The 26,523-nt window shown below is 61.8% G+C and carries 22 protein-coding genes; 16 read left to right on the top strand and 6 right to left on the bottom strand.

The genetic code is table 11. From position 1 onward, the window contains the following. The first annotated feature begins 20 nt into the window (after positions 1-20). From ABXS05_RS12270 to ABXS05_RS12235, 8 genes are all read left to right on the top strand, one after another. Positions 21-1,199 carry a DUF2169 family type VI secretion system accessory protein gene (locus ABXS05_RS12270; protein WP_367624106.1) on the top strand — a complete coding sequence of 393 codons (1,179 nt, stop codon included), beginning with the start codon at positions 21-23 and terminating at the stop codon, positions 1,197-1,199. After that, entirely contained in the window at positions 1,196-1,618 is a 423-nt protein-coding gene (locus ABXS05_RS12265) for a PAAR-like domain-containing protein (protein ID WP_367624105.1), read from the top strand. The genes ABXS05_RS12270 and ABXS05_RS12265 overlap by 4 nt, the downstream gene beginning before the upstream one ends. A gap of 1 nt (position 1,619) precedes the next feature. Continuing rightward, positions 1,620-6,317 (top strand): RHS repeat-associated core domain-containing protein, encoded by a 4,698-nt coding sequence (locus tag ABXS05_RS12260; RefSeq protein ID WP_367624104.1) that lies wholly within the window; start codon positions 1,620-1,622, stop codon positions 6,315-6,317. Further along, on the top strand, positions 6,317-6,712 hold the full coding sequence (locus ABXS05_RS12255; protein ID WP_367624103.1) for a hypothetical protein: 396 nt from the start codon (positions 6,317-6,319) through the stop codon (positions 6,710-6,712). The genes ABXS05_RS12260 and ABXS05_RS12255 overlap by 1 nt, the downstream gene beginning before the upstream one ends. A gap of 94 nt (positions 6,713-6,806) precedes the next feature. Next, the gene (locus tag ABXS05_RS12250) at positions 6,807-7,511 is read left to right on the top strand and encodes an RHS repeat domain-containing protein (protein WP_367624102.1); all 705 of its coding nucleotides are present in this window, start codon (positions 6,807-6,809) and stop codon (positions 7,509-7,511) included. Between the two features lie 602 nt (positions 7,512-8,113). Continuing rightward, on the top strand, positions 8,114-8,509 hold the full coding sequence (locus ABXS05_RS12245) for a hypothetical protein (protein WP_367624101.1): 396 nt from the start codon (positions 8,114-8,116) through the stop codon (positions 8,507-8,509). Positions 8,510-8,908: 399 nt separating this feature from the next. Next, positions 8,909-10,918 (top strand): caspase family protein, encoded by a 2,010-nt coding sequence (locus ABXS05_RS12240; RefSeq protein WP_367624100.1) that lies wholly within the window; start codon positions 8,909-8,911, stop codon positions 10,916-10,918. 176 nt (positions 10,919-11,094) lie between these two features. Beyond that, positions 11,095-12,759, top strand: a complete 1,665-nt coding sequence (locus ABXS05_RS12235; protein ID WP_367624099.1) for a flavin monoamine oxidase family protein — start codon at positions 11,095-11,097, stop codon at positions 12,757-12,759. Positions 12,760-12,927: 168 nt separating this feature from the next. Here ABXS05_RS12235 and ABXS05_RS12230 read toward each other — a convergent pair whose 3' ends face one another. Continuing rightward, complete coding sequence (locus ABXS05_RS12230; protein WP_367624098.1) at positions 12,928-13,839, bottom strand: LysR substrate-binding domain-containing protein; 912 nt, start codon at positions 13,837-13,839, stop codon at positions 12,928-12,930. 83 nt (positions 13,840-13,922) lie between these two features. Between ABXS05_RS12230 and ABXS05_RS12225 the strand changes: the two genes are divergently transcribed. After that, positions 13,923-14,411 (top strand): DMT family transporter, encoded by a 489-nt coding sequence (locus tag ABXS05_RS12225; RefSeq protein ID WP_311933443.1) that lies wholly within the window; start codon positions 13,923-13,925, stop codon positions 14,409-14,411. A 206-nt stretch (positions 14,412-14,617) separates the two neighbouring features. Here ABXS05_RS12225 and ABXS05_RS12220 read toward each other — a convergent pair whose 3' ends face one another. Beyond that, a complete protein-coding gene (locus ABXS05_RS12220; protein ID WP_311933442.1) occupies positions 14,618-15,892 on the bottom strand; it encodes a hemolysin family protein in 1,275 nt (424 codons plus the stop codon). 285 nt (positions 15,893-16,177) lie between these two features. On the opposite strand from ABXS05_RS12220, the gene ABXS05_RS12215 reads away from it, so the two are divergent. After that, on the top strand, positions 16,178-16,312 hold the full coding sequence (locus tag ABXS05_RS12215) for an entericidin A/B family lipoprotein (protein ID WP_068288645.1): 135 nt from the start codon (positions 16,178-16,180) through the stop codon (positions 16,310-16,312). A 14-nt stretch (positions 16,313-16,326) separates the two neighbouring features. Here the strand turns inward: ABXS05_RS12215 and ABXS05_RS12210 are convergent, their stop codons facing one another. From ABXS05_RS12210 to hutI, 4 genes are all read right to left on the bottom strand, one after another. After that, the gene (locus ABXS05_RS12210) at positions 16,327-16,902 is read right to left on the bottom strand and encodes a HutD/Ves family protein (protein WP_367624097.1); all 576 of its coding nucleotides are present in this window, start codon (positions 16,900-16,902) and stop codon (positions 16,327-16,329) included. 63 nt (positions 16,903-16,965) lie between these two features. Continuing rightward, complete coding sequence (gene hutG, locus ABXS05_RS12205; protein WP_311933440.1) at positions 16,966-17,793, bottom strand: N-formylglutamate deformylase; 828 nt, start codon at positions 17,791-17,793, stop codon at positions 16,966-16,968. Further along, a complete protein-coding gene (gene hutH / locus ABXS05_RS12200; protein WP_367624096.1) occupies positions 17,790-19,337 on the bottom strand; it encodes a histidine ammonia-lyase in 1,548 nt (515 codons plus the stop codon). The genes hutG and hutH overlap by 4 nt, the downstream gene beginning before the upstream one ends. Further along, a complete protein-coding gene (gene hutI, locus ABXS05_RS12195) occupies positions 19,334-20,551 on the bottom strand; it encodes an imidazolonepropionase (protein ID WP_311933438.1) in 1,218 nt (405 codons plus the stop codon). The genes hutH and hutI overlap by 4 nt, the downstream gene beginning before the upstream one ends. Before the next feature lie 201 nt (positions 20,552-20,752). Between hutI and hutC the strand changes: the two genes are divergently transcribed. The 6 genes from hutC to mctP all read left to right on the top strand — a co-directional run bounded on the left by hutC (position 20,753) and on the right by mctP (position 26,377). Then, positions 20,753-21,490 carry a histidine utilization transcriptional repressor HutC gene (gene hutC / locus ABXS05_RS12190; protein ID WP_311933437.1) on the top strand — a complete coding sequence of 246 codons (738 nt, stop codon included), beginning with the start codon at positions 20,753-20,755 and terminating at the stop codon, positions 21,488-21,490. Between the two features lie 128 nt (positions 21,491-21,618). Then, positions 21,619-22,407 (top strand): ABC transporter ATP-binding protein, encoded by a 789-nt coding sequence (locus tag ABXS05_RS12185; RefSeq protein ID WP_311933436.1) that lies wholly within the window; start codon positions 21,619-21,621, stop codon positions 22,405-22,407. 161 nt (positions 22,408-22,568) lie between these two features. Then, positions 22,569-23,339 carry an ABC transporter permease gene (locus ABXS05_RS12180; protein WP_311933435.1) on the top strand — a complete coding sequence of 257 codons (771 nt, stop codon included), beginning with the start codon at positions 22,569-22,571 and terminating at the stop codon, positions 23,337-23,339. 33 nt (positions 23,340-23,372) lie between these two features. Continuing rightward, a complete protein-coding gene (locus ABXS05_RS12175; protein WP_311933434.1) occupies positions 23,373-24,404 on the top strand; it encodes an ABC transporter substrate-binding protein in 1,032 nt (343 codons plus the stop codon). A 255-nt stretch (positions 24,405-24,659) separates the two neighbouring features. Next, positions 24,660-24,827 (top strand): DUF3311 domain-containing protein, encoded by a 168-nt coding sequence (locus ABXS05_RS12170; RefSeq protein ID WP_082979752.1) that lies wholly within the window; start codon positions 24,660-24,662, stop codon positions 24,825-24,827. After that, on the top strand, positions 24,827-26,377 hold the full coding sequence (gene mctP / locus ABXS05_RS12165; protein ID WP_367624095.1) for a monocarboxylate uptake permease MctP: 1,551 nt from the start codon (positions 24,827-24,829) through the stop codon (positions 26,375-26,377). Before ABXS05_RS12170 ends, mctP begins: the two co-directional genes overlap by 1 nt. Positions 26,378-26,523: the final 146 nt, after the last annotated feature.

The raw sequence follows: 26,523 nt of genomic DNA, 5'->3' as shown, positions 1-26,523 counted from the left end.
CTGTCTGGAGGATTTTGATCGTGCCTCGCTTGATTAATCACGCGCCTTTCCCCAATTTTCGGTATTACTCATCCGATAATACGGGGAAGGAGTTCGGTGTCGTCATCGTCAAGGGAACGTATGAATTTGCACCTTCCGGGCGGCTGCTGCTGGCCGAGGAGCAAGCAGCTTTGGTGTTTACCGACTTATGCCATGGTGCCGTTAACGTTACCTCGCTGCGACATCCTTCCGATCTAGTACCCAATAAGCCGAGCACAGACATCATCGTCAACGCAGTCGCCAGGGCATCGGGTGGCGAGCCAAAGCCCTCATGGATTTGTGGTCTGCGCATCGAGGCCCAAGACGGTGCTACCGTTGTCGAAAAGAACCTGCGTGTTACCGGACCGCGCCAATGGGTCCCTCGATGGAGGAGACAGCTATCCGATCGCGAAATCCAAGAATGGCGCAAGCACCGACGCTGGTTTGAAGGTTGGCAGCTGTCGGAGCCAGAGCCAATTTCGTATCTGCCGCTCCACTATGAATATGCCTATGGCGGTCCCAAACCAGTAGGGCAAGACGAGAACGGTGAACCCATTCTCGATTTCAGCCCCTATAATCCATTGGGGCGCGGCGCGCTCGATGAGGAATGGAGCGATCTCACGATTTCTCACCCCGCACCGCAGGTCGAAGCGGTGAATGATCCAGTCAGTGCCGCCTACACGAGCCACGCTCCCCAGAGCCTCGGACCGATCCCCCCTGCATGGGAGCCGCGTTTGCCGCTTGGCGGCACTTATGACGATGATTGGGATAAGAATGTTTGGCCCAATTGGCCGGCGGATTATCAATTTGCCTACAACAACTCGGCGCATCCCGACTTGATCTGTGGCAGCTATCTGCGCGGTGATGAACGCGTCACCCTTACCAACTTGATTACAGACGAGCCGACGACTGTCTTTGACTTGCCGGGCGATAGGATAAATCTGGATCTTATCAAGTCGGACGGAAGCTGTGACCAACGCGAAGCGGAACTGGATACCGTTCTGCTCGATATCGCATCGGACAAGCGCCGCAGACGCCACGTTTTCTTGACCTGGCGGGCGAATTTCGAGCCGGACGTCTATGAGAGCATACGTATCGCGCGCGAGCATCGCAACGCGAATGCGATAGCGGCGCGTGAGCATATCCAGCACATCAATGTCAGAAAGAGGCCGGCGGCATGAGTGAAGCCAAGGTTTCGGCGCGCAAGACCCATGCGCATACCATCGTCTCGAAGGGCCCGGATGTGTGCTGGACCCCTCGGGGCAATACCAGGGTCAAAGTCGCCTATAACTCCATCGCCTTCATGGATACGGCGGTACGAGTTTCAACCTCGGTGCGCAACAATGGTGACTATGATTTTCAGTTGAATTCACGTTGCGCGACATCCACGGGACACGAACCGGGTATCGACAAAGGGGTACATAAACCCGGCTATCTCGGGCCTGCTCATGTCGATACGGCAGCAGATTTCCTCTATTCTGAGGGCTTTGCCAGCGTGAGCCATCGCGATCCCGCTTGGATTAACGGGCCGGAGATCGGACCGGAGGAGACACAAAAAGGCCGCGGAGACGAGACAACGGGCGAGATCGGAGAAAAGTAAGATGGCCGATGGTGGTCCAAATCCGAATGTGTGCCGCCCGGGTATGTCCGCCGCCGATCTACGCGCCGAAGCGGACAAGATTGCCCAAGATGCAGCGAAGGCGGCAGCGACGATTCCTGGCAGGAATACCACCTGCGACCACAACAAGAATTCCAAGGGCGAGGTCTGTACGGATTCAACCTCAAAACCTGATTTTGATGATACATATAAAAGGTACAATGAGCTTAGTAACAAAGCGAAGGCGGCGCAGAAGAAAGAATATGACGATAGGCTTTCTTGGATCAAAAATTATCAGCAAGAACATCCAATAAAATATGGTCTTTGGCGTCTCGCTACGGGGGACGATGATCACGATCAGAAATATGCTAACGCAGGATCTTACGATCGATCGTTGCACGATTTTCTAAGCGGACAGGATAGAAAAGACTTTGACGATCTTCAAGAAGCAATAAATCAAAATGCGAACGGCGGTTTGCGGGCTTTGGGAAGCGGCTTTCTTCAGGGTACCGGTGGAATCGTCGAGTATGATCCAAAAGACGAAAAAGAGAAACTGAACCAGCAAGCAGCAAAAGAAGGTAGGCCGCTACAATATGGTGCCGGATTCTTTTTGCCATTCATATTTTTCCGCAAAGCAACCAAAGGAGAGCCTGTAGAAGCGACCCGCCCTCCACCTGTCAGACCTCCTCCTGTTGAACCTCCACCTGTCAGACCTCCTCCTACCGAGTCTTTGCCTGTAACTGCCGGTGAACCCGTTTCCGTCACCAGCGGCGAATATCTGGAAACCTGGCATGATTTTCTGATTCCCGGGGCAGCGCTGCCGCTCGACGGTTCGCGTTATATGGGCCTCAAGCTGCCGATGCCGACACGCTGGCGCAACCCGCTCGGCGCTTGCCAGATCTCAGCCTTCGACGAATTTTTCGCCAACCCCAGGCGTGGCGAGCTCATATTCTATCAAGCCGATGGCAAGGTGGTCGCCTTCGATCGCCCTTTCAACTTCCTGCCCTCGATCAATGGCGCTTATCCGCATCTGGAATTGAAAGCGCCGGCACTTGGCAGGTTGTGCTTGAAGGATCGGCGCATCGTCAAGCATTTCACCCAATATGATGACCGCTTCTATTACCTGGAGAAGATCGAAGACCTTAACGGTAATGCGCTCACCTTCACTCGCTCAGAAGTGGGGGCGCTGGAGAGAATCGAATCCAGTGACGGCCTCTCTCTTTCCTTCGAAAACGACGGCGAAGGTCGTCGCCTTTCGATCACGTTGATCGGCACAGACGGTTCTTCGCTCGAACTTGTCCGCTATGCCTATGATACGCGCAGGCGCATGGTTTCCGCCGACTGCGCCTTTGGCATGTCGGTGCGCTATTATTGGTCCACCACTAGGCCACTGCTCAAGCGCTGGTACAATCTGACCCGGCGCTCAGAGACAGTGTTCCAATATGATGCCGAGGGGCGCGTCGTCCACACTGCCACCAATGGCATCTGGAACGACGATCGCTTCCGCTATGACAGTCAGGCCCGCGAGACCACCTATCTGCCGGGGGGGGAGGAGACACGCGCTCAGCGCTTTCACTACGACGAGCAGCAGAACGTCACAGCTGAGATCGATGCCTTGGGTGGGGCGGTCAGACACCGCTACAACCAGGCGGGCATGCGTGTCTCCACCACGGATGCCAATGGTCATACGGGCAACACCAAATACGACCAATACGGCAATGTGCGTGAGTTCACTGATGCCGAGGGACGCAGCACCATCTATGGATGGGGTCCAAACGGAGACGTCGACACCATTGTTGATGGCGCCGGGGGCGTACGCAAATTTCAGAACGACCACTTCGGCAATGTGGTGGTGGCGCGCGACGCCGAGATGCACGAGACGCGTTTCGCGCGCGACGAGCGCGGGCGCCTGATCCGAACACTCTTGGCCGATGGTAGCGAGGAAACCCGGGCCTATGACGAGCATGGGCGTTTGGTGCAGATCCGCGATGCCAAGGGTGGACTGACAAGCTTTACCTATGACTCCTTCGGCCGTCTGATCCAATGGGTTGATGCTCTCGGCGGCGTGACCAAGCTTGCTTATGAGGCTGGCGCCGGCGGTTTTGCTACGCCCACCAGGCTAACGCGGCCGGATGGGGTGAGCGTCGGCCGCCAATTCGACGCGGAAGGCTCGCTTGCCTCGGTGAATGATGGCGAAGGGCGGCAATGGCACTACCGCTTTGGCGCTTTCGAGGTGCTGCAAGCGATCACCGATCCCAAAGGCGGTGAGCTTTCCTTCGGCTATGATAGCGACGGACACCTGATTACCGTCACCAATGCGATGGGGCGGATCTATTCCCTCAACCGCGATGTAGCCGGCCGGGTGATCGAGGAAGAGGATTTTGATGGGCGAGTAACTCGCTACACCCGTGACGCAGGCGGCCGGGTGACTGAGACGATCAAGCCTGATGGCGGGCGGCTGGTCTATGGCTACGACAGGACCAACAGGATCACGCACATCGAAACCTTCGCGCCGAAGGTCAAGCGCGAAGATACCAACGCCAAAACTGCGCCGCTGGATGTGACGCGCTTCTGGTACGACGGGCGCGGCCTGGTGATCAAGGCAGAGAATGGCGCCTCCCTGGTCGAGTATGAGCGTGACAAGAATGGAACTATCACCGCCGAGACGGTGAACGGGCGACGGGTCGCGGTGAAGCTCGATGCGATGGGGCGGCGGGTGGAACGCGAGCTCTCCACGCCAAAGGCGGCCGATCCTGGCAAAAGCCTGGTCGCCTACAGCTACGACCCGTTAGGGCTGATCGAAAGCCTCACCATCGACGGCCATGCCCCGCTGTCCTTCCAGCATGACGCTCTGGGGCGGGAGACACGGCGCTCAAGCCCGATCGGCTTCCATCTGGCGAGCCGGCATGATGCGGTGGGCCAGCTCATCGAGCAGACAGGCGGGCGCGTCCCCGGGTCAAGCCTGGGGATGACAGGCTTCGGGCAGGCTGCGTTCAGGGAAGCACCCGCCTCTGGCGCGGGCCTCGCCATCGAGCGTCGCTATCGCTGGGATCGGGCTAACGCGCCGCTAGCCATCCTGGATGGGCTGTGGGGCGAGACCAACTATGAGTACGATGCCAACGGCCAGGTGGAAGCGACCAGAGCGGGCGAAGGCACCAGCGACGAGTTGCGCGAGCGCTTCCAATATGATGCGGCGCGCAATCTCGTCGGCATGGCGGCGGCGGGGGCCGGCCAATTGCATGGTTTCGGCGAAATGCTCGGCAAGCTGACGGCCTGGAGCAACACGCCGGGCGGCGTGGTACGGATCGCCAGGGGACCACGGGGTGAGCGGCTGGCTCTCACGCATGACGAATGCGGGCGGGTGATCGAACGCAAGGTGGAACGCAACGGTTTTCGGCCAAAGGTCTGGCACTATGGCTGGGATCAGTACGATCGCCTTGTGAAATGCATGACGCCAGAGGGCGACGTCTGGCGGTATGGCTACGATGCGTTCGGGCGACGGGTGTGGAAGGTGCGCGAACTGACGCAAGCGGAGGCAAGAAGCCATGCCAGCCGCTTTTCCGGGCTGATCGCGGCCGGTCGGGTAACACCTGACTATGCCAGCAGCCTACTGCCGCTACCTTCCGAGCGCCGGGAGGACCTGTCGGGACGGGCGAGTGGCGATAAGGATAGGCCGCCGATCGTCGGCGTTGCCTATGGTTGGGATGGAGACGTCATCGCCGAAGAGGCGCCGCTGCGACTCGACGGGGCCATCGACTGGCACCAGGCGACGCGCTGGCACTATGAGTCTAACAGCTTTCGCCCACTTGCCAAGCAAGAGGCATTACGGCGGACCCGACGATCGGATGGAACAGTGGAGGAGACCCCTGGCCGGTTGCTCAACATCATCACCGACCATCTCGGCACACCGAGGGAGGCGCTAGATGAATGCGGAAAGATACAGTGGGCAGCAAGTTACACCACCTGGGGCTTGATAAGAGGGCTCAAAGTCGCTGCGTCGACAACGGCAAATGATGACTATGTCGAGAGTTTCAGACCCGGTAACGATGCTGGAGGTATTCGTGTCATAGACGACGTTGATGATACCCTTGTCTTCAAAGCAGTTGCCTTTGACTCTCCGCAGGGGCGATTTTGTCCGATCCGGTTCCAAGGCCAGTGGCAGGACGCGGAAACGGGGTTATATTATAATCGCTATCGGCACTACGACCCTCTTGCGGGACAATTTGCTAGCCCAGATCCGATTAAGTTGGAGGGAGGAGATCGGCCACAGGGATATGTGGAGCGGCCCACCACGTGGATTGACCCACTAGGATTGGCTAGTACTAGCAATGCGCGATCTTATCCGGACGGCAGTATTCGTACCCCCGACGGAAAGTTTGCCAGCCAGCTAGGAGTACCCGCTCCTGGTACTACTGCCGCTCACCGATTTGCGGAATTTTTGAGGACGAACGGTGTTGATGTTGTCGGTGAAGAGTTGACAGTCAAAGGTCCTCTTGGCAGTCGCAGATATGACATCGTAACCAGGAATCCGGACGGTACATTGCATGGCATCGAGGTCAAAAGCGGAAATGCCAGCAGAAATGCCTATCAAAATTTCACCGATATGTTTGTGAACAGATTTGGCGCAAATGGTACTGGACCGATTCAAGGGATGAGAATGACAGGTACGACAACGGTGTATGTGCCGTCTGGAGGTTTCTAATGCGTTTTGAAGTCGAAAAAAAAGCGCCAGTTGAGAATGTAAAGGAAGCTAAAATTCGCGCTGTGTTGAACAGCTTGCGTAATTATGGTCCATCTTCTTTTGCTTCAATAACTGATGATATCGGAAATTATCTTCAGGTTGCAGGTGGCGGGCTGCATTGTATGTTGGAGCGATATGATGCTAAAGATAATAAATTCTACCGCGCTTACCTTGATAGTAAGAGCAAGATATTTTCTGATGGCACCATTCTTGCCTTTGGTGGCGGGGAGTTGAAATTATTGTCAGATGAGTGGGTATCGATTTCGATTGTTATTGAGGCGTTTGTTGCTTTTCTAAATCATAAGGATTTGCCATCTAAGATTAAATGGCGCGATATTACAAGTAATTTTCAATAATTAAGTTATGATAAGCGTACGCTTTATTGGATTACGGTGATGGTGTGGACGGCGCCTTCCGCGGCATCTGTTCCACGGAGTGAGCTGTGCCAGGATGGTCGTTGTCAAACACGCCATTACCGTAATACCAGAGCTTTCGGAAGTACCCGTCATCGGTATAGCCTTCAGCTGGGATGGCGACGTCATCGCCGAGGAGGCGCCGCTGCGGCTCGACGGTAGCGTCGACTGGAACAAAGCGAAACGCTGGCATTATGAGCCGAATTCCTTCCGGCCGCTGGCGAAGGAGGCGCCGGACGGCACCCTGTTCTACATCGTCACCGACCATCTCGGCACGCCGCGCGAGATGTTTGGGGGAAGTGGTAAGCTGCGATGGGCCGCCGAGTATCGCACCTGGGGCGAGATGCGGCGGTTATGGGTGGCTGGGGCGGTCAATGACAATGCCCGGGAGGCCGGCGATCACTGGGCGGAAGTGCTGGCGCCGCTGGAACAGCCGATGCGGTCGGGCAACGGTGGAGATGACGGTGGTGGCGTCAACCCGCGTGGTGGTGGGCGAATCTATGGCGCCTTAGCGCTCAAGGACGAGGCCGATGCTGTAATGCAGGCGCGCTTCCTCTGTCCGATCCGCTTTCAGGGGCAGTGGGAAGACGAGGAAACTGGGCTATATTATAACCGATTCCGGCACTATGACTCGCTGGCGGGACAGTATATGAGCCCGGATCCCATTGGAATGTTTGGAGGGATCAGGAATTTCGGCTTTGTAGTCTCGCCTGCTATTTTATTTGATCCTCTCGGTCTTTAAAGCTGTGTTGTTACTGGAAGCGCTTCAAGCTATAATGACATAAAAAATCTTGGTGAAGGAGTTACTCAAGCTAATCATTTGAGCCAAGATGCTGCGTTTGGGAGCGTAATTCCTTCAGGTCAGGGATTGGCAATACCGCTAACAGGTGGCATTCAAGACATTGGTGGACAGCATTGGGCGTTTCACCAATCTATGGAACGCTTCTGGGAGCCCTATCGTCGTGGCGGTTCCCTTTTCGGCCAAACGCCAACCGTGGGTCAATATAATGCAGCTATGACCACATCATTGCAGGCTGCAGGTATACCCCCTGCTATTGCAACGTCACTCACAGACCAGGCAGCCGCACAACAGCGGGCTTTCGGCTTGGGTGCCAACAGTCAAGTTCCTCAAATTCCAGGTCGAACTAATGTAGCACAGCCACCCGCTGCTAAAGCGAAGAAGCCAGACTGTAAATATTAAAAAAGAGGTGTAACTTGGTTAAGATTCCTTTTGATTCCTACAGAAACAGATTTAAATTTTTTCTGAATTCTGCTCTTTTCTCGGAGGCGGGGTCAAGGGAAAGAACTATACCAAAATACGAATCATTTAGTAATATTTCTTTCGTGAACGACGAGGCTGAAGCCGTTGAATATATGACTTCAATAGAGTGGGATAATGCCTTAAATGATATGAGTAATTCATTTAGGAGATTAGCCGGAGAAGTTGATCGGCAGAAAGCTGATATTATTTTAAAGAATTTAAACGAAATTGCTATACAGCTTAGAGATGATTTTAGATTAGAAGTTGATGGTTCAATTTTTAAAAAAATCTCAACAAATATGCATGAGGCGCTGAATTTGGCTGATGATTTTCTGTCTTTTTGCCAAGAAGATTATGTTTTTTTATGTGGCTATAAAATTCAAAGATATTGGAAAGATATAGTATCTATTTACGAATATGGTCGAGTTCCGTGTGGTTGGTTGGGCCGATTTCCTGATGGAGATTTGCTAATATATTAAATGGCGAGTTTTTGAGTTACGGTGGCGCTAAAATTTATTAGAATTACGGTGACAGTGCATTCATGGACTGTACCCCTGAGTTGAGACGCGCACTTCAATGATAAGGTCGATGGGAGGCGGAATGTCCGGTCGTGAAGCTGGAAAATCGTTGTGACGCCAACGACGAGGCGATCCTGGCCCGCCGGCTCGGAGCTCCAATATCTCGTGCTTTGCCTGCCGCAATGGCGTGCGGATAAATCGGCCCTTTGCCAGTTCTAAGGTCTTGACCTTCCGGAAGGTTTGCGGCGGAATTCATCTTGGCTTTTCGGAATTTTGTCGAAGCAGACTTTAGGAAGCATCATGAAAATCGTTCATTGGCTTGTGGCAGCGTCATTCGCGACTTTGTCTTTGGCTGTCGTTTTGCATCCGAGTAGCTCCGCCCAGGCCGCCACCACCTGCGAGCACCGGGCCGCGCCGGCCGGGGCAAGCGGCAAGCGGGTGGCTGTCATCGTCGGCAATGGCGGCTATGGTAATGGCATTCCGGCCCTGCCCAATCCGGCCAGGGATGCGGAGGCTGTCGCCAAGGCGATGGGGGCGCTCGGCTTCGAGGTCTTCCTCGCCGGCGATGCCGATAGCGCGGGCCTGCAGAACTGCCTCGCCACCGCCTATGCCAGTGCGACCGGGGCCGATGTGGCGATGTTCTATTATTCCGGCCATGGCATCCAGATCAAAGACGAGAACTATCTGGTGGCCACCGATGCCACCTCGAAGGATCTCCAGCATGGCTTCGTGCCGGTGCAGCCGATCGTCGACACGCTGCAGAAAGGCGCCAAGGCGACCCTGGTCTTCCTCGATGCTTGCCGCAACAACCCGATGGCCGAGGGCGGTCAGGCCGGGCTTTCGGTCTCGACCGGGCGCGGCCTCGCGCGTGTCGAGGGGGCGGGGGCTGCGGCAGCGCCCGGCACGGTGCAGGCGCGCGGGCTGATGGTGGCCTATGCCACCTCGCCCAATGCGGTGGCGCTGGACGGCAAGGGCGAGCTCAGCCCCTTCACCGGTGCCTTCGTCAAGGCGGTCGGCACCTCCGGCTATTCGATCCAGCGCATCATGAGCGACGTCACCAAGGCGGTGGGGGAAGAGACCGACTGGGCCCAGACGCCCTGGATGAAATCCTCGCTGACCGACGAGCTCAAGCTTGGTGGCGGCCAGACCCTGGCCGAGGCCCAGTCCGTCTCCGACAATCATGCCGCCCGGGCCCAAACCTTACTCAACACCAATGGCAGGCGGGAGGAGGCGATCGTCGAGGCCCTGAAAGGCCTGCCCGCGACGCCGGACGAGACGGCGCTCCAGCGCTTTTCCAAAGCCTATGTGGCGCTTTATGCCGCCGTGCAGAGCCGCGAGGCCTTGCTGCCGGTGAAGCCCGGCTTCTCCCAGGTGGCGGTATCGACGCAGGGGCGGGTCGCCGTCTACCAGATGAGCGCCGACTACCAGTCCGGCGACCTTACTCTGTGGTCGGTCGCCGAGAAGAAGGCGCTGGCGAGCCTGCCGACCAAGGGCAGGGTCTCGAAATTCCTGTTCAGCCCGCACGGCAATCTGCTGGTCACCGAGATGGACAATGTGGTCACCGTGTGGAACGGGCTCGATGGCGCCAGGCTCTTCGACCTGAAGGCCGGCGGCTATGTCACCTCGATGGAATTCAGCCCGGACGAGAGCCGGCTGCTGCTGGGCGGCGACGGCTCCAGCGCGCTGACCGTCATCGATGTCGCCAGCCGCAAGCCGGTATTCACCGTGAAGTCGGGCCAGCTCACGCAGCCCGGGGGCAAGGCGCGGGGCGGCCGTCTGGTGCAGGCCAATTTCGGCAGCAACGATACGATCTGCTTTGCGCTCGACAGCAGCGGCGACAAGCGCCTGCTCGGCGTCTATGACTTGGCGCAGAAGAAGACCATGCGGCTGCGCGAGGCGAGCAATGCCGTCACCGTCTCCGTCTGCGATCCCGCCGGCAAATATATGGTGCGCACCTATGCCGTAGGATCGAGCGAGCAGGGCATGGAGATCTGGGACCTGGCCACCGATGCCGTCAACCTGGTCAAGGCGCCGATCGCCAACATCATGGGCATCGATCCCGCCGGCAAATATGTCGGCGTGATCGCCTTGGACGCAGAGGTCCAGGGCATTTACGACCTTGCTACCGGCAAGAAGGGGCAGCCCGCCACGGTGCCGCCGGGCTATGTCATCTACGGCAGCCGGGTGCGCAATGCCGAGGGCGGCCTGGTCAGCCAGGACATCAATCCCAATGCCTGGCGCGACTGGCCGGATGAGAGCCTGTATGGGCCGGGTCTGGTGGAGAAGGCGCTGGCGGGATTGACCCCGGCGCAGCGCGAAGAGGTTGCGCGGGACAGGATCACCTTCGCCGAGGTCGCGGCCAATCCGTGACCCCGTGCAGTGATCGGCCTGGGTATGCTCGGGCGTTTCTGTGAAGGCCGTTCGTTTGCGGCGGAGGGGGCTCATAATCACCCCCTCCCCAAATCACCCCACTTCCCCTATTCCCCTGCCTCGCGCATGATGGCGTGCGTCTTTCCGGCGCCCATCATGCCAGCAGGGAAACAACCATGCCGAACCACCCCTCCGATGCCATCAGCGCCTTCGGGCCGGATTTCCCGTTTGCCTATGACGAATGGCTGGCCCATCCGGCCGGGCTCGGCGCGGTGCCGGCCGACAAGCATGGCAAGCGGGTCGCCATCATCGGGGCGGGCGCAGCCGGGCTGGTAGCCGGCTATGAGCTGATGCGCCTCGGTTTGAGGCCCGTGCTCTATGAATCGGCACGGCTCGGCGGGCGGCTGCGCTCGCAGCGCTTCGAGGGCACGGACGGCATCATCGCCGAACTCGGCGGCATGCGCTTTCCTATCTCCTCGCGCGGCTTCTATCATTATGTCGACAAGCTCGGGCTGGAGACGCGGGATTTCCCCAATCCGCTGACGCCGGCGGCCGGCTCCACCGTGATCGATCTGGAGGGCGAGACCCTCTATGCCCGCACGCTGGACGATCTGCCGCCGCTCTACCGGGAGGTCGCCGACGCCTATCACCAGGCGCTGGAGGAGGGGGCCCAGTTCTCCGCCTTGCAGGCGGCGATGCGGGCGCGCGACGCCAGGCGCATCAAGGAGATCTGGGATCCGATCGTGCGCGATTGGGACGAGCGCACCTTCTATGATTTCGTGGTGTCCTCGCAGGCCTTCCGCAAGCTCTCCTTCCGCCACCGCGAAGTGTTCGGGCAGGTAGGCTTCGGCACCGGCGGCTGGGATTCGGATTTTCCCAATTCGATGCTGGAGATTCTGCGCGTCAATCTCGGCGCCTTCGACGACGAGCAACGCTATGTCGTGGGCGGGGTCGAGCAGGTGGCGCAGGGCATCTGGTCCAAGGCGCCGGAGAAGCTGGCGCATTGGCCGGCCGGCACCACGCTGGCCGGGCTCAATGCCGGCGCCACCAGGGGCAGGGCGCAGGCGATCGCCCACAATGGCAGGGGCGGCTTTGCCGTGACGGACCAATGGGGCAACCGCGACGACTACGAGGCGGTGGTGGTCACCTGCCAGAGCCATCTGCTCACCACCTCGATCGCCGCCGAGGAGAGCCTGTTCGACCAGAAGCTGTGGATGGCGCTCGATCGTACCCGCTACATGCAGGCGGCCAAGACCTTCATCATGGTGGATCGCCCGTTCTGGAAGGACAAGGACCCGGCCACCGGCCGTGACGTGATGTCGATGACGCTGACCGACCGCATCACCCGCGGTACCTATCTGTTCGACAATGGCGACGACAGGCCGGGCGTGATCTGCCTGTCCTATTCCTGGATGACGGATGCGCTGAAGGTGCTGCCGCTGCCGGCCGAGCGGCGGGTGGAGCTCGCCCTTTCGGCGCTGGGCAAGATCTATCCCGGGCTCGACATCGCCAGCCACATCATCGGTTCGCCGATCTGCGTGAGCTGGGAGGCGGACGAGAATTTTCTTGGCGCCTTCAAGGGAGCGCTGCCGGGGCATTACCGCTACAACCACCGCATGTACGGGCATTTCATGCAGGCCGACCTGCCGGAGAGCCAGCGCGGCATCTTCATGGCGGGCGACGGCGTAAGCTGGACGCCAGCCTGGGTCGAGGGCGCGGTGCAGACGGCGCTCAACGCGGTCTGGGGCGTGATGACCCATCTCGGTGGCCGCTCGCCCGCGGAAAATCCCGGCCCCGGCGACCTCTATCCCACCCTCAAGCCGGTCGATCTCGGGGATTGAGGAGGAAGAAGGCACGGTTTTCGCTTGTCATCCTGCACGCACTGCAACGCATGGCGTTGCGGTGCAGATGCGGGACCGCAATCCGAGTGCGGCGCAGAATTGTCCTGTGGTCCCGGATCTGCGAAGCAGCACTGCATGCTGCATCGCGTCCGGGATGACAGGGCGCGATCACCCTCGCCCTTTCCCATAAAACCTCGCGATACGCTCGCGCAGCCATTGATGGGCGGGATCGCCCCGACGGCGCGGGTGCCAGATCTGGGTGAAGGGCACGGCCGGCAGCGTGAAAGGCGGCTCGAACAGGCGAAGACCGCCAGCCTCGATAGAGGGCGGCAGGATGCCGCGCGCCACGGTCAGGATGATGTCCGTGCCGGCGATCAGGCGCGGTGCCACGCCCCAATGCGGCAGGGTGAGGCAGATCCGCCGCTTGTGGCCGAGCGCGGCGAGGGTGCGGTCGATCTCGTTCTCGACATCGGCGCGCAGCGCCACCAGCGCGTGCGGGCGGGCAAGATAGGAGGGAAGGTCGAGCCGGCCGGGGGGCGGCAGGCCGGACCCATCCGCGAGACAGACATAGTGATCCTCGAACAGAAGCGCTTGAGCGAGTTGCTCGCCAAGATCGGGAAACACGCCGAAGGCGAGATCGATTTCACCATCGAGGATCTGGGCCGCCATCGCCTCCCGGCCCGCCTGGGTGACGAGCAGGTCGCTGTGCGGCGCCTCTGCACGCAGCAGCGGCACCAGTCTCGGCAGCAGCACGGCGGCGCCATAGTCCGACATCGCCAGCCGGAAGGTGCGCCGCTCGCGCGAGGGATCGAAGCCGGCCGGGGTCAGCAGATGGCGCATGCGGTCGAGCGCCTCGGTGAGATGAGGCTGGATCTCGAGCGCCCGCGCCGTCGGCCTGAGGCTGCCGCCCTGGCGTGTCAGCAGGGGATCGTCCAGCAACGTGCGCAGCCGCGCCAGGGCGTGGCTGACGGCCGGCTGGCTCTTGTTCAGGCGCAGGGCCGCGCGCGAGACATGGCGCTCCGCCAGCAGGGCCTCGAGGACGGTGAGCAGGTTGAGGTCGATGCCGGCAAGATTATTCATATGGTGCATAGTATGGATAGGAAATCGGAATTTCCATCTGAATTAGGCATGGCATAGACCTTCGGTGATCGAAGGAGACCGCCATGACCAACCCCGCTTCCCTGTTTCTGCTGCTGCCGGCCCTGATCGCAGGCGCGGTCGTGCCGTTCCAGGCTGGGGCCAATGCCACGCTTGGCCGGCTGCTCGGTCATCCGCTCTGGGCCACCCTGGTTTCACTGGCGGTCAGCATCGCGGTGATCCTGCCGGTGATGGCGGCCTTCCGTGTCCCGATCCCCACCATCGATGCGGCGTCGAAAGGGCCGTGGTGGATCTGGACGGGCGGGCTTGCGGGTGTGATCTACATCACCGCCGCGCTTTTGCTGGCACCCCGGCTCGGCGCCGCCAATTTCATGGTGGCGGTGATCGCCGGCCAGATGATCGCCTCGCTGGCGATCGATCATTTCGGCCTGATGGGCTTTGCGCCGAGGCCCGTCAACCCGGCGCGCCTTGCCGGCGTCCTGCTCATCGTCGGCGGCATGGTGGTGACGCAATGGGCCAACGCCGCGCAGGCGGTCACCGCGCCGGCGCGGTGAGAGGCAGGGCGCATCCGAGCAGGCGGTCGCGGAGAATTCTTCTCCCCTTGTGGGAGAAGGTGCCCCGAAGGGGTGGATGAGGGGAGAAACGCAACCTAGCAAGGAGCGTGTTGGCACCCCTCATCCGGCGCTCCGCGCCACCTTCTCCCGCAAGGGGAGAAGGGTTGCCCGCGTTTTGCTTGGCGGCCTCGATAAGGTGGTACCTCTCAGGCGTCCTTCGACACCAGGATCTTGTCGATGCGCCGGCCGTCGAGGTCGACGACCTCGAAGCGCCAGCCGTCCCGCACGAAGCTCTCGCCGGTCTGCGGCAGGCGGTTGAGTTCGGCCAGGATGAAGCCGGCCGCGGTTTCGTAGTCGCCGCGCTCGATCGGCATCGACAGGGTCTCGGCCAGTTCGTCTGCCTGCATCCAGCCCGATACCAGGTAGGAACCGTCCGAGCGCATGGTGATGGCCGGTTCGTCGCCGTCATCGTCCTGGAAGGCGCCGGTGATCGCCTCCAGCACGTCATTGGCCGTGATCACACCCTCGAAATGGCCATACTCATCGAAAACCAGCGCCATATGCGCCCTGGAGGAGCGCAGCGACTGCAGCACGCCCAGCGCCTCGTTGGTATCCATCACGATCGGTGCCGTCTGGACATGGTCGCGCACATTGAGGGCCCGGCCGTCGAGCTGGCTCTGGAACAGGTCCTTGACCATGACCACGCCGACGATGTTGTCGTCCTCGCCGTCCTGCACCGGCAGGCGCGAGCGGCTGGTGGCGCGCAGCTGCGCCATGATCGTCTTGGCGGAATCGGAGAGGTCGATCACCTCGACGTCGCGCCGCGGCGTCATCAGCGAGCGGGCGCTGCGGTCGCCCAGCCGCATGACGCCCGAGATCATGTCGCGCTCAGCCGTTTCCAGCACGCCGGCACTTTCGGCTTCCTTGAGGATGGTGCGCACTTCCTCTTCCGTCACTTTCTCCTCGGTCTTGCCGCCCTGGCCGAGCAGCCTCAGCACGGTGCGCCCGGAGATGTCGAGCAGGAAGACCAGAGGCGCCGCGCATTTCGACAGGAGACGCATGGCCGGCGCCACCCGGGCCGCCATGCGCTCGGGGTCGCGCAGGGCGATCTGCTTGGGCACGAGCTCGCCGATGATCAACGACAGATAGGTGATCGCTACCACCACGATGCCGACGCCAAGTGTGTCGGCAGCGTGGATTGACAGGCCCTGCGTCTGCAGCCAGCCGGCAAGGCGCGTGCCGAGCGTCGCGCCCGAGAAGGCGCCGGAGAGAACGCCCACCAGCGTGATGCCGATCTGGACGGTGGAGAGGAAGCGGCCGGGATTTTCCAGGAGCTCCAGCGCGGTCGCCGCGCCTCGCTTCTTGCGGCCGGCGAGTGCGCGCAGCCTGGCTGGGCGGGAGGAGACAATCGCGAGTTCCGACATGGCGAGGACGCCGTTGAGAAGCGTCAGGAAGACGATGATGGCAATGTCGAGGAACAAGGTGCCTTTGAGGGGGTTGCATGCCCGCGACGAATGTCGGGCCGCTTCGAGAGGGCGGAGCATAACGGCATCGCCCGGCTTGGGATAGGGGCAACGGGCGGAGCTCATGGGGATGGCGGCCGTTCCAGGGCTCGAGCCTGTCTCACGGGAGCATCAGGATAGACAAGTACAGCCCTGATATTCCCTTTGGGAAGGAAAAGTCCGGCTGTGCAAGCCAGGCGAATATGGCATAACGATTCCCGTGTTGTTGCCATTGTCGGCACAGCCAATTCGGGGAATGAACGAATGTCAAAAATTTCCTTCGCGATCGTTGCTCTCGTGGTGTCCGCACTCACTCTGACCGCCTGCGCCAATACGGTCACCGGCGTCGGCCGGGACGTGAAGGCCACCGGCCGCGCCGTCAAGCACGCGGTGCAGTGAGTTTCGCACTGCGGTCAGCCCGCTGTTGCGGGCCGTAATCCGATCAACAAGACGGGCAGCGCTCCCTCGATGCTGCCCGTATCGTCCGCCTCGAAGACGAGGACGTCGCCGAAGCCGAGGTCGAGACTATCAGCGCCGATCCGGATCGAACCGACGCCGAGCGCCACCACCAGCTGCAGGCCGTCCTGCGGCAACGCCAGCCGTCCCTTTGCGAGATCGTGCCGGGAGACCTGGTGATTGAATCGCCCGCGCCGGGTCATCACATTGAAGTCGCGGATGGGGCCTTCGACCAGGCTGGCCGTGACGGGCACATCGCCGGGGAAGGCCAGGGGAGCGGAAACCGGGGTCAGCCTCACCGCCTCCCGCCCTTCGATCGACATGTCGAGGCCCTGGCCCTCGATCAGGGTCAAGGTGCGATCGATCTGGGGGAAGAGCGAGAAGGGACCGTTGCTCGCTACTTCCGCAACCGACAGGCGCCAGTCGAAATCGTCGAAGCCGGCGCCGTCAGGCGATACGGCGATTTCGGTGGTGGTGCCGCCGCCATTCTTCCAGGGCTTCGGCGTGAGGTCGGCGAAACGGATCAGCTTCATGGCAGGAGACCGATAAGACGGTGTTGAGCTTGAAGGAATGCCGGTCTGAAGACCGGCACACTACTATTTCAGCGCCCTGGCAAAGACCAGGCAGGCATTGAGGATGCTGCCGAGGGTTTCGCGCAGGGGCTGGGCGTAGGCCGCGTCGAAGGCGACCGGCCAGTTGGCTTCGTCGACGGGGCCGAGCGGCTCGTCGATATAGGAGCGGCAGGCGAGCTCCATTTGCACCGCGTGCACGCCCTTGTCAGGCTGGCCGAGGCTGCGCGTGATGAAGCCACCCTTGAAGCGCCCGTTCATCACCGTCTCGCGCCCGCTGGAGCGGCAGAGCGCCTCGATCGTCTCGGCCAAGGCGGGATGACAGGTCACGCCGCCATTGGTGCCGATGTTAAACTGCGGCAGCGTGCCCTCGAACAAGCGCGGAATGACCGAGCGGATCGAATGGCAGTCATAGACAGCGATGTTGCGATGGCGTCCCCTAAGCCTGGCGACTTCGTCGGCCAGGGCCTGGTGATAGGGATCGAACCAGAGGGCGCGCCGTTCGGCAACCTCGGTCGTGCTGGGGGCCTCGCCGTCCTTGTAGAGCGGCTCGCCGTCGAAGCTGGTGGTCGGGCACAGCTCCGTGGTGGCCTGGCCGGGATAGAGCGAAACCCCGGATGGGTCACGGTTGACGTCGATGACGGTGCGCGACATCGGCGTGCGCACGATGGTGGCGTCGAGCCCGGCTGCGAAGTCGTAGAGCGTCTCGATCCACCAGTCGGTGTCCTTGCGGGCGAGCCAGGGCGACACCAGCCGCGCTTCGATCGCGGCCGGGATCTCAGTGCCCGTATGCGGCAGCGAGACAAGCAGTGGTGCCTGTCCCTGCCGGATCTCGAGCCAGTCGGGCCGGCTCATGCCGTGCCCTCCACCACGCTGGCCAAAGTCTTGAGGCCGGCGGCCTTCTGCGCCGCGCCGCTCCAGATCAGCGCGGTGGCGGCGGCCATGTCGGGCGCGAAATGCCGGTCGTCGGAAAGATGGGGCACCTCGGCGCGCAGTGTGGCGCGGGCGCTTTCCAGCGCTTCGCTCGACTTCAGCGGTGCGTGGAAATCGCAACCCTGCACGGCCGCGAGATATTCGATGCCGATGACGTTGGCGGTGTTGCGGCTCATCTCCAGGAGACGGCGGGCGCCGTGGCAGGCCATGGAGACATGGTCCTCCTGGTTGGCCGAGGTCGGGATCGAGTCGACACTGGCCGGGAAGGCACGCTGCTTGTTCTCCGACACCAGTGCGGCGGCGGTGACCTGCGGGATCATGAAGCCGGAGTTGAGGCCGGGCTTGGGCGTGAGGAAGGCCGGGATGCCGGAAAGGGCCGGGTCGACCAGCATGGCGATGCGGCGCTCGCTGATGGAGCCGATCTCGCACAGCGCCATGGCGATCATGTCGGCGGCGAAGGCGACGGGCTCGGCATGGAAATTGCCGCCGGAAATCACGTCGCCCGTGTCGGTGAAGACCAGCGGATTGTCGGTGACGCCATTGGCTTCGATCGTCAGCGTCGCGGCGGCCTGGCGCAGGAGGTCGAGGCAGGCGCCCATCACCTGGGGCTGGCAGCGCAGGCAATAGGGATCCTGCACGCGCTCGTCACCAGTGAGGTGGGAGGCGCGGATGGCGCTGCCGGCCATCAGGGCGCGCAGCGTGTCGGCGACCTCGGCCTGGCCGCGATGGCCACGGACCTTGTGGATGCGCGGATCGAAGGGGCCGTCCGAGCCGCGGGCGGCATCGGTGGAGAGTGCGCCGGTCACTAGCGCGCCCTGGAACACACGTTCGGCCTGGAACAGGCCAGCCAGCGCCAGGCCGGTGGAGACCTGCGTGCCGTTGAGTAGCGCCAGACCTTCCTTCGGACCGAGCACGAGCGGCGACAGCCCGGCACGCTTGAGCGCCTCGGTGGCTTCGACCTTCTCGCCCTTGACGAAGAAGGTGCCGACGCCGGTGAGCGCCGCCGTCATGTGGGACAGGGGAGCGAGATCGCCGGAGGCGCCGACGGAGCCCTGGCCGGGAACGACCGGGATCAGGTCCCTGGCGAGACAGTCGCGCAACATGATGATGGTCGACCATTGCACGCCCGAAGCGCCTTGGGCGAGGCTGCCGAGCTTCAGGGCCATGATCAGCCGGACGACCTCGACCGGCAGGGGCTCGCCGACGCCGGCGGCATGCGAGAGCACGATGTTGCGCTGGAGGATGGCGAGGTCGGCATTCTCGATGCGCACGCTCGCCAGCTTGCCGAAGCCGGTATTGATGCCATAGACCGGCTCGCCCTTGGCGATGATGTCGGCGACGGCCTTGGCAGCGGCCTCGACCAGCGGGCGGCAGCCCTCGTCCAGGCTGATGGGCGCGCCGTCATAGATGGCGCGCCATTGTGCGAGCGAGACGCTGCCGGGACGCAGCAAAACGGGGTTGGTCACTGGCCTCTCCAGATGCGTTGATGTAGCGGATTGAAACCTAGGCGGTAGACAAGTTCAGCCGGGCGCTCGATATCCCAGATGGCGAGGTCGCACTGCTTGCCGGCTTCGAGCGTACCGATATCGCCGGCCCTGCCGAGCGCCTTGGCGGCGTTGCGGGTGACGCCGGCGATGCATTCGTCGACGGTCATGCGGAACAGGGTGGCGGCCATGTTCATGGTGGTGAGCAGCGAGGTCAGCGGCGAGGTGCCGGGATTGCAGTCCGTCGCCACGGCCATCGGCACCTTGTGGGCCCGGAAGGCGGCGATGGGCGGCTGCTTGGTCTCGCGAATGAAGTAGTAGGCGCCGGGCAGGATCACGGCGACCGTGCCCGCCGTATGCATGGCGGCGGCGCCTTCATCGTCGGTATATTCGAGATGATCGGCCGACAGCGCGCCGTAATCGGCCGCGAGCTTGGCGCCGTGCAGATTGGAGAGCTGGTCGGCATGAAGCTTGACCGGCAGGCCGGCCTTCTTCGCCGCGTCGAAGACCCTGCTGATGTGCTCGGGGAGGAAGGCGATGCCCTCGCAAAAGCCGTCCACGGCATCGGCTAGGCCTTCGGCGGCCACGGCCGGCAGCATTTCCCTGCAAACGAGATCGATATAGGCGTCCTTGTCGCCCTTGGCCTCGACGGGCAGGGCATGGGCACCGAGGAAGGTGGTCGAGACATTGACCTTGCGGGCCTCGCCGAGACGGCGTGCTGCACGCAGCATGGCAAGCTCGGTGCGGGTCTCCAGGCCGTAGCCCGACTTCACCTCGACCGTGGTGACACCCTCGGCGATCAGATGGTCGAGACGGGGCAGGGCGCCGGCGAGAAGCTCATCGTCGCTGGCGGCCCGCGTCGCGTTGACCGAGGAAACGATGCCGCCACCTGCCCGGGCGATCTCCTCATAGCTGGCACCCTTGAGGCGCAGCTCGAATTCGTGTGCCCGGTCGCCGCCGAAGACGAGATGGGTATGGCAGTCGATCAGGCCCGGTGTGATCCAGCGCCCTTCGAGGTCGATGGTCTCGACCTTGTCGCGCATGCCGGCCGGCAGGTCGCTTTCGGGGCCGGCGAAGGCGATGCGCTCACCTTCGGCAAGCACGGCTCCCCGCTCCACGATGCCGAGGTCATCCCCGACCAGGGTTGCCAGGCGCGCATTGCGCCACAAACGACCCCCTTGGCTGTCTGTCGCCATCGATCTCTCCACCCTGCTGTTATGCGGGAACATGTATAGACATATTAATTGACGCGCAAGTGGAATGATGAAAGTTTAGTGCCGATTGGCTTGAGCGGGAAAGCGGAACTTGGCGAGGGGAGCGGCAATGGCTAAGGAAGCGGAGGTCCTCGAAATTGCGGCGCTCGCCCGGATGGGGCCATATCGCAGCGGGAGCCTTTGATGAACGAGACAGCCCCCCTCGAGCTGGATGCCAAGGCACAGACGCTGCATCAGCGCATCCTCGGCGATATCGAGCACCGCATCGTTTCGGGCGAATGGCCGCCGGGCCATCGCATCCCTTTCGAGACCGAGTTGACCGAGATCTATGGCTGCTCGCGCATGACGGTGAACAAGGTGCTGACCCAGCTTGCCGCCGCCGGGTTGATCGAGCGTCGGCGCAAGGCGGGCAGTTTCGTGACCCAGCCGCGCAGCGAGGCCGCCGTACTCGCCATTCACGGCATCGAGGCGGAGGTGACCGCGCTTGGTCTGCCGTATCGCTTCGAATTGCTGCAACGTCGCCAGCGTCGGCCGACGTCGGCGGAACGCCTGACATTCGCGCTGGAGGGTTCCAGGCCGTTGCTGGCGCTGACCTGCCGCCATTTCGCCGGTGACAGCCCGTTCTGCCTGGAAGAGCGCCTGATCGATCTCGAGGCGGTGCCGTTGGCGGAAGAGGCAGACTTTGGCCGGGAACCGCCGGGGGTCTGGCTCCTCGGGCATGTGCCCTGGACGGTGGCCGAACACCACATCAAGGCTGCGGCGGCTCGCGGGGAAGAGGCGGCCTTGCTGAAGCTCGAGCCCGGCAGCGCCTGCCTTGTGGTGGAGCGGCGCACCTGGCGCGGCGACCAGTTCGTCACGGCGGTGCGCTTCACCTATCCGGGCGACCGCCATCAGCTGGTGGCCCGTTTCTCGCCGTCCTGACCATGCCTTGCTCCTGACGAGTCTGTTCGCGGGGCTGGCCGTTGCTTGCTGTCGCGGTATAGAGTTCGCACAAAGCCGACTCGTAGGACCAATTCGGGAGGACTGCAGATGAGAAGGGCCAAGGCCGCATGAGCGCAGCGCAAGCCGTTGCGCTGAAGGGCGTTTCGATTTCATTCGCGACCAGGGATTCCCGCTTCGATGCCGTGGCCAATGTCGATCTCTCGGTAGGGGAGCACGAATTCGTTGCCATTGTCGGGCCGACGGGCTGCGGCAAGTCAACGCTGCTCAATGCCACGGCCGGGCTGCTGATCCCGGTCGCCGGAACGGTCGAAGTCTTCGGCAAGCCGCTCAAGGGCTTGAACGGGCAGGCCGGCTACCTCTTCCAGCAGGAATCGCTGATGCCCTGGAAGACCGTCCTGCAGAATGTCGCCATCGGCCTGGAAGTCGCCGGCACGCCTGCGGAAAAGGCCAGGCAGGCGGCGCAGACCTGGCTGGAGCGGGTCGGCCTCGCCCGCTTCGGCGATCGCTATCCCCGCATGCTGTCCGGCGGGCAGCGCAAGCGCGTCGGCCTTGCGCAGGTGCTCATCCGCAATCCCAAGCTGCTTCTCATGGACGAGCCCTTCGGGCCGCTCGACGCCCAGACCCGCCTGGTGATGGGCGACCTCCTGCTGAAATTGTGGTCGGAGGATCGCAAGGCGGTGATGTTCGTCACCCATGATCTCGATGAGGCGATCGCGCTGGCCGATCGCATCGTCATCATGTCGGCTGGCCCGAAGGCTGGCATCATCGGCGAGTTCAGCGTGCCGCTGCCCCGGCCCCGCGCCATTGCGGAAATTCGCCATGACCCCGCTTTCATCCGCCTGCATCGCGATATCTGGGACGCCCTGCGCGACGAGGTGATGAAGGCCTACAGCTAGTTCGGCGGTTTTTCTCATGAGTTCGATCGATCATTCGTCATCATTGCGAGCGCAGCGAAGCAATCCAGGGCTCTCGCTTTATGGCAGGTGGATTGCCTTGCTGCGCTCGCAATGACGAAATTCAATTCTGCCATCCGAAGACGGCCGTCCAGGGGGACTCAATGAACAACAAGATCGTCTTGCTCGTCCTGCAGGTGCTCGTCGCGGTCGTCGGCATCACCCTTTGGCATCTGGCCTCGACGACGTCGCTGTTCGGCTCGCCCAAGACCGTGGCCTTCTTCTTCGGCGAGCCGCTCAGCGTGTGGAAGCGGATCGTGGAGTGGTTCACCGACGGCTCCATCTGGTACCATCTCTGGATCACCCTGGCTGAATCGGCGCTGGCCTTCCTGTCCGGCGCTGTGGGCGGCGTCATTCTCGGCTTCTGGTTCGCCCGCCAGCCCGTGGTCGCCGCAATTTTCGATCCCTATGTCAAAGCCGCGAATGCGCTGCCCCGCGTGGTGTTGGCGCCGATCTTCGCCCTGTGGTTCGGCCTCGGCATCTGGTCGAAGGTGGCGCTCGGCTTCACCCTGGTGTTCTTCATCGTCTTCTTCAACGTCTATCAGGGCGTCAAGGAAGTGAGCCCGGCGGTGCTCTCCAATGCGCGCATGCTCGGCATGAATGAGCGCCAGCTCCTGCGCCATGTCTATCTGCCCTCGGCGATGTCCTGGGTGTTCTCCAGCCTGCACACCTCGGTCGGCTTTGCCGTGGTCGGGGCGGTGGTCGGCGAATATCTCGGCTCCTCGGCGGGCCTGGGCTATCTCATCCAGCAGGCCGAAGGCGTGTTCGACGTCACCGGCGTCTTTGCCGGCATGTTCGTGCTGATGGCCTTCGTTCTCATCGTCGACTGGCTGATGACGGCGGTGGAACGCCGGCTGCTGGTCTGGCGCGGCTAACGCATATTGGAAAGCGAATTGGGAGGAAAAATCATGAAACGCAGGACTTTTCTGGTCGGCACTGCCGGCATGGTATTTGGTGCCTCGCTCGGCGGAACGCTGCCGGCCTTCGCGGAGGATGCCAAGCCCGAGAAAACCGACCTCGCCATCGGTGTCGGCGGCAAGCCGCTGCTCTATTATCTGCCGCTGACCGTGGCCGAGCAGAAAGGCTTCTTCAAGGAGGAAGGTCTCAACGTCACCATCAACGACTTCGCCGGCGGCTCCAAATCGCTGCAGGCGCTGGTCGGCGGCTCTGTGGACGTGGTCACTGGCGCCTATGAGCACACCATCCGCATGCAGAACAAGGGGCAGGATGTCATCGCCGTCTGCGACCTCGGCCGCTTTCCCGGCATTGTCATCGCGGTGCGCAAGAGCCTCGCCGGCGAGATCAAGACCATTGCCGATCTCAAGGGGCGCAAGGTGGGCGTGACGGCGCCGGGATCCTCCACCGCTCTCCTGCTGCAATATGCCTTGCAGAAGAACGGGCTGACCTCGGCCGACGTCGCCCAGATCGGCATCGGCGGCGGCGCCAGCGCCGTGGCGGCCATCAAGAATGGCGGCATCGACGGCCTGTCGCATCTCGATCCGGTGATCAGCCAGCTTCAGCATGACGACGACATCGCCATCCTGCTCGATACGCGTACCGAGGAGGGCACCAAGGCCCTGTTCGGCGGCACCAATCCGGCGGCGACTGTCTATCTCAAGCAGTCCTTCGCGAAGGACAATCCGGTCACCACGCAGCGCGTGGTCAATGCCATGATGAAGGCCCTGAAGTGGCTCGGCCAGGCCAAGCCCGAGGATGTCGCCGATCTCGTGCCCAAGGAATATCTGCTGGGCAATCGGGACCTCTATATGCAGGCGTTCCAGAATTCGCGGCAGATGTATTCGCCGGACGGCATGGTCACCAAGGACGGCTATGAGTCGATGATGAACGCGCTCAAGGCGCTCGATCCCGAACTCGCCAACGCCGACGTCCCCTACGAAAAGACCTTCGATCCGGCCTTCGTCAAGGCGGCCAAGATCTGACGCGCGGCTGGGCGGGAAAGAGCTTTGTCGGCGGGCCTGGCCCGGCAATCCTGCCTCGGCTCGTATCGAGCGGGGCTTTTGAATAGCCGGGCCGAGCCCGCGAGCCCGGCTAGAAATCGCAGCCATTCCCGTTAAGTCAGCCGTATTGCCGCTGGACTCAATCTTTCTCCAAGGGAATAAGAATCCGTCCAAAGAGTTTGCAGCAGGCGAGGATTCGGCTGCCGCCACGTTCTCAGAGTCTCCGGGGGAAATGCCATGAAATACCTGCTTCTGCTGGTACCTTGCGTACTGGCATTGCTGACGCCGCTCTATAACAGCATCGATCCCGTGCTGTTCGGCCTGCCCTTCTTCTATTTCTATCTTCTCGTCCTGGTGCCGATTTCGTCGCTGTTCGTCTACCTCGCCTGGAAGGTTGAACGCTGATGCTGGACAATCTCAATTGGACGGCGGCGATGGTGTTCGTCTTCTTCTTCCTCCTCGTCACCGTGGTGGGTTTCGTGGCGGCGCGCTGGAAGGCGGGTGATCTCGACCAGTTGCACGAATGGGGCCTCGGCGGCCGGCGCTTCGGGGCCTGGATCACCTGGTTCCTCCTGGGTGGCGATCTCTATACCGCCTATACCGTCATCGCCGTGCCCGGCCTGATGTATGCGGTGGGCGCCTACGGCTTCTTCGCCGTGCCCTATACCATCCTGATCTATCCCCTGATCTTCCTGATCATGCCGCGGCTGTGGAACGCCACCCACAAGCATGGCTATCTCACCGGCGCCGATTTCATTGCCGGGCGCTACGGCAATCGCTGGCTGGAGTTGGCGGTGGCCTTCACCGGCATCCTCGCCACCATGCCCTATATCGCCCTGCAGCTCGTCGGCATGGAGAAGGTGATCCAGGCCCTCGGTTTCTCGGCCACGGGTTTCGCCTCTCATCTGCCCTTGACGATCGCCTTCATCATCCTGGCGCTCTACACCTATAAGAGCGGCTTGCGCGCCCCGGCCATGATCGCCTTCATCAAGGATATCATGATCTACATCTTCGTGATCGCCGCGGTCGTTATCATTCCCTACCAGCTCGGCGGTTTCGGCTCGATCTTCGAAAAGGCCAAGGTGGTCTATGATGCCAAAGCGGCAGCCCTCGCCGCGGCCGGCAAGCCTGCCAATGTCGGCCTGACGCTGACGCCGGCGCAGATCTGGCCCTTCATCACGCTCTCCATCGGCTCGGCCATGGCGCTGTTCATGTATCCGCATGCGCTCACGGGCACGCTGTCGGCCACCGGCCCCAATGCCATCCGCCGCAACGCGGTGGCGTTGCCGGCCTATTCGCTGATCCTCGGCCTCATCGCTTTGCTGGGTGTGATGGCGGTTGCCGCCGGCATCGAGACGCCGAATGGCGATGCCTCGATGGCGATTCCACTCCTGATCAACAAGATGTTCCCCGACTGGTTCGCGGGCTTCTGCTTTGCGGCCATCGCCATCGGCGCCCTGGTACCGGCCGCGGTGATGTCGATCGGGGCGGCAAACACCTTCACCCGCAATGTCTGGAGGCCCTTCATCGAGCCGGACATGTCGCCGCAGAAGGAATCCTACCTCGCCAAGCTGATGAGCCTGATCGTCAAGATCGGCGCCCTTGCGGTGATCTTCTGGCTGCCGACCAAGTTCGCCATCGACCTGCAGCTTCTCGGTGGCGTGTGGATGATCCAGATCTTCCCCGCCCTTGTCGCCGGGCTCTATACGCGCTGGTTCAATGGCTGGGCCCTCTTGATCGGCTGGGCCGTGGGCATGCTCGCCGGCACCTATATGGCCATGGCTTCGGGAGCGGTGGCGCCGACCTACGCCCTGTTCGGCACCTCCTTCTATATCGGCCTGATCGCCGTGGTGCTGAACTTCGTCGTCTCGGTGGTGCTCACCATGGTGCTCGGTTCGACCACGCAGGACGAAACCTCGGATGCGGACTACGAGGATGCCGTGCCGACCCGCTGAATGCGTCGCGTCTTGAAACAACGATGGAGGCCGGCGGTGACGCCGGCTTCTTTGTTTCCTCTGGAGCAAAGCGCGTTCAGGCGTGAGCGTTTGTTTGCTTTCGCTCCTTGTTTCGACGCGTCCTTGCGATTCTCGGTGATTCCACC

It is taken from the genome of Labrys neptuniae (genome assembly GCF_040797145.1).
GTDB classification, from domain to species: domain Bacteria; phylum Pseudomonadota; class Alphaproteobacteria; order Rhizobiales; family Labraceae; genus Labrys; species Labrys neptuniae.
This window is presented reverse-complemented; position numbering and strand designations above follow the sequence as displayed.